This is a genomic window from Metallibacterium sp. (assembly GCF_054637675.1).
The window spans coordinates 1-4,240 of sequence record NZ_JBTSRB010000094.1; the positions used below are offsets into that span (position 1 = coordinate 1).

Consider the following 4,240-nt stretch of genomic DNA (forward strand, 5'->3'; position numbering starts at 1 on the left):
GAGCAGCCGAGCAGCAGGATCGTCGCGGCGGCGAAAATGCGTCTGATCGTGGATGAGGACATATGCGTCTCCGGTCGGGAGGCCGATCATGGCATAACGGCATGAGGGCATAAGAGGGCCAGGTTCACTTTCTGAACCTCACTCAGTGAGCTTGGCACCGTTCGGCTGTTTGCGGCAGACCATCAGCACGGTGTCCACGCGCGGGTCATCGATCAGGCCCGGCTGCCACCGCAGTTTTTTCTGCAGGCGCAGGCCGATGGGCATGAACACATGGTTGTACCACCACATCGCACGCTGGCGATGATGGGTCAGATGCCACAGGCCCCAGGCGACCAGACGCGGGGATTTGGGTTGCATGCCGAAGACGGCGCTGCGCTCGATGTCGAACCCGTGACGCCGAAGCTTGTCCGCCAGATCCTGCGGTTCGTAGCGGCGGCGGTGGCCGACAAAGTCGTCGAACGCGGTCCATGCGGCCTCGTGCAGGGGCACCGAGAGCAGCAGCGCGCCGCCGGGCGCGCACACGCGCGAAAGTTCGGCCAGCGCGGTCTCGTCGTCGTCGACATGCTCGACAATGTCGAAGCTGCAGACCAGATCGAAGCTCTGGTCGGCGAACGGCAACGTGTTGATCACGCCGACTACGGCGGCGGCGCCGCGCGCCCGGAAGCGCGCCATGGCCGCGGCGCTGATGTCCAGGAATTGGGTGTGCTCCAGCGGCAGGCGCGGGCGCAAACCCGGCGCCACTTCCAGGGCCCTTCGCGATTGCGCAGCCAGCGCCGAGACCAGCGACCAGGTGTTGAACCGGCGCGGCTCGATCAGCCGGGCATCGGCCCACAACGTGTCATACAACGCCCGATTGGCCGCAGTCAGTTCCGTGTCGCTACGTACATGTACCGCCGAGTCGCTCATGCGATTGCACCGAGGGGGTCAAGTAAAGCGCTCAATCCTCTGGGCGCAGTATGGGCCGCTTGAACGCCTTGCAGGCAAGGATTGGCCTGCACGCTCCAACAAAACGGGCGTCACCATTTCGCCGCCGGGGTCAGAGTACAGTTGCAGAAAAGTGCAACCCGACCCCTGTTTTCCAACCTGGCCGAGGCGCACGCCGTCAAGGCCCAGATCCTGTTTGTGGACGGCACTGCCGATGCGGCCGCCGCCGAAGTCGCCATCGCACTCGATCTGGACCCGGAATCCTATGAGGTCAATCGCTCGGCCGGACGTCTGAACTACCAGCTCCATCATTACGATGACGCCATTCGCTACTACGAAAAAGCCGCGAGCCTGATGGACGCGGATCTCAATTCGGCGTCCATGCTGATCAGTTGCTACACCGCGGTGGGCAATGTCGCCGGTATGCGCCGCGCCGCGCAACTGGCGCTCAAGCGCGCCGAGGCCATCCTGGCGCGCGACCAGAACAATTCCGGGGTCACCGGTTACAGCGCCTACGCGCTGGCCGCGCTCGGCGAGGGTGAGCGCGCCAAGGCGCGCATGAATCGCGCCCTGCTGATCGATCCCGACAACTTCAACATGCGCTACAACTTCGTGTGCGCGATCAGCGTCTATCTGAAGGACAAGGAGGGCGCCCTGGAAATGCTCGGCCCGGTGTTCGAAACGATCACGGACAGCTTCATGCCCTATGCCAAGGCCGATCCGGACCTCGACCTTTTGCGCACGGATCCGCGCTATCTGGCCATGGTCGCGGAGGCCGAGGCGCGGCTGGCTGCGAAGTGAAATCGGGAAATCGGAGTCAAAGTGCAGTTTCGGAAAAGTCCAACCTGACCCCTGTTTTGGATCAACGCATGACCACAAGAGCGCCCGCCGCAAGGCGGGCGTCGATAGCGCCCAAGCGCCGCCGATCAGGGCGTCTTGTGCTCTTGCAGGCGCTGCACGATAGCCAGGGAACGCGTCACGTGCTGGACCGGTGAGATGCCGTCCTTTTCGCTGGACATCGACGCCACGACCTTGCCGTCGGGTGCGATCACGAAGGTCGTGCGCGCGAAAAAGCCGTGCGTGATGGTTTGTCCGTGGATGGTCTTGGCCCCTTTCTGCGGCGGATACAGCTTGACTCCGTACATGGCGCCGACGCTGCCGCTGGGGTCGGAGGCGATCGGGAATTTGCCGGCGCAGAAATTCGGATCGACCTCAAACTTGTTGAGCATCGCAATCGAATTTTCCGATACGCCGATGATGGTCGCCCCGGCCTTGGCGAACTGGGCTGCGTGCGTCGAGAAGGTGTGTGCTTCCAGATCGCAGCCGCTGGTATAGGCAGCCGGGAAGAAGTAAAGCACGACCGGACCCTTGGCGAGCGCCTGCTTCAGCGGGAAGGTGTAATCGTGTCCCGCAAGCGTGGCAGGCAGCGTGAAATCAGGAGCCATGGCGCCTGGTTCCAGCATCGTCTTGGGCGCCGGGGCCGCCAGCGCCGGAAGCGCAACCCATGCGGCCATTGCACCAGCCATCAAAGTACCGATCCAACGCTTGTTCATGGCGACATACTCCGAGTGAGTGAGACCTTGCTTTCGCATCATCGCTCCGGATCAGTGAACGGAGCGTCGAGTGTCGGCCCGTGCGACCGTACCCGCAGGCAAGCCGGCCCGGTTTGACGGCTGCATGTGGGTAACCACCCAGTCCTCGATCGCGCGATAGTACAACTCGCGATGCACGGGATCCTGCGGCATGTGATGCGCGCCGGGAATGCCGATGAACCGCACCGGGACATGCCGGCTGGCGAGCGCGTGATACAGCGCGAACGACTCGGTGATCGGCACGGTGATATCGGCGGTGCCGGAGAGGATCAGCGTCGGTGTCGTGATCTGCCCGGCATAGGTGATCGGCGAACCGCTGCGGTACAGCGCCGCGCTCTGCGGATCCCACGGGTTGCCCCCGAGCGAGGCGCGCACCCAGGCCATGTTGCCGTCACCCGCGAGTTCGTACTCCTGCGTCCAGTCCACCGCGCCATCGGCGACCACCGCGCAACGCCAGAAGTGCTGGTGCGCGATCAGCCACGTCGTCATGTAGCCGCCGTAGGAATGCCCGACCGCCGCGATGCGCGCACGATCCACGATGCCCTGTTTCTCCAGCATGGTGATGCCCGAGATCACATCGCTGTTGGGGCCGACGCCGGGGTCGCGATAAATCGCGTGCTCGTGCGCGTCGCCGAGGTTGTCGCTGCCGCGATAGTTGGGCTCGAACACCAGATAGCCACGTGCCGCGAACACATCGCGCAACGGGCCGATCTCGCCGCCATCGAAATGCTCGGTCGAGGCCGCCTCGGGGCCGCCGTGGCTGTACACCACCAGTGGGTAGCGCTGCCCTGCTCGGTAGTCGTTGGGATAGGTCAGGATGCCGTCATCCGGTTGCCCGTCGGGCGCGTGCCAGGTGACTTCGATGCTGCGCGGATAGGCATAGTCCGAGAATGCGCGATTGAACGATGTCAGGGCGACGGGCTGGCTGCTCAGTGCGCGCAGCAGATAGAGTTCGGGCGCGCGCGTGGCGCTGTCGGCGACGAACGCCAACGCACCCTGCGCTGAAACCGCAACGAGCGATGGGTTGAGGCTGCCGAGCGCCAACGCGTGCGCCGCCCCATGCAAGGGCTGCACGAAGATCCTGGTACCGACGTGGTCGTTGACGACAGCCACAAGGCCCCGCGCATCGGGGAGCCACGCATATTCGGAGTAGACGTCGCGGTCGATGTCCGCACTGACATCGCGTTCATGGCCACCGGCAATCGTGGTGACGAAGACATCCATATCGCTCACCGGGCCGGGGCCGTGCGGGTACAGATAGGCGATCGCATCACCCTGCGGCGCGAATGCCGGCGTGTACTCGTAGGTGTGGTGGGCGGTGACCGCATGCACCGCGCCCGTCGCGACGTTCACCGCGGCGATCGTGGTTTTGTCGGTATCGCTGTCGTCGGCATCGATCTGCCGGGTGAAGACAAGCCACTTGCCGTCAGCCGACCACGCCGGGGCGGTGATCGATCCCGCGAACGGCGGCGGGTTTTCGAGCACGCTCGTGGGGCCGTGGGTGAGCTGGCGCGCGGCGCCATCCTTCACGGATAGCAGCCAGATGTGCGAAGGCGCGGGTGCGTGCGTGATCTGGTAGTCGTCGTCGTGAATGCTGAAGAGATCATGGTGCGCGCGCTTGGCTTTCGCGCTCACCCGCGGATTGTCGGGGGTGACGAAGGCGATCGTCTTGCCGTCGGGGCTCCAGGCGAATTGCTCGACGCCATTGCGCGCGTCGCTGATGC

General features: G+C 64.5%; 4 protein-coding genes. 1 reads left to right on the plus strand and 3 read right to left on the minus strand.

Translation table 11 applies throughout. The annotated features are described in order from the left end of the window. Window positions 1-138 precede the first annotated feature (138 nt). Window positions 139-906 carry a class I SAM-dependent methyltransferase gene (locus tag ACYDAT_RS15720; RefSeq protein ID WP_461451339.1) on the minus strand — a complete coding sequence of 256 codons (768 nt, stop codon included), beginning with the start codon at window positions 904-906 and terminating at the stop codon, window positions 139-141. A 141-nt stretch (window positions 907-1,047) separates the two neighbouring features. On the opposite strand from ACYDAT_RS15720, the gene ACYDAT_RS15725 reads away from it, so the two are divergent. Next, the gene (locus ACYDAT_RS15725) at window positions 1,048-1,725 is read left to right on the plus strand and encodes a hypothetical protein (protein ID WP_461451341.1); all 678 of its coding nucleotides are present in this window, start codon (window positions 1,048-1,050) and stop codon (window positions 1,723-1,725) included. 125 nt (window positions 1,726-1,850) lie between these two features. On the opposite strand, the gene ACYDAT_RS15730 is transcribed toward ACYDAT_RS15725, so the two are convergent. Together ACYDAT_RS15730 and ACYDAT_RS15735 are read right to left on the minus strand one after the other, a co-directional pair. Then, window positions 1,851-2,477: a peroxiredoxin gene (locus tag ACYDAT_RS15730; RefSeq protein ID WP_461451343.1), complete on the minus strand. Its 627-nt coding sequence runs from the start codon at window positions 2,475-2,477 to the stop codon at window positions 1,851-1,853. Between the two features lie 51 nt (window positions 2,478-2,528). Next, a partial coding sequence (locus ACYDAT_RS15735) for a S9 family peptidase (protein WP_461451345.1) occupies window positions 2,529-4,240 on the minus strand: 1,712 nt, incomplete at its 5' end.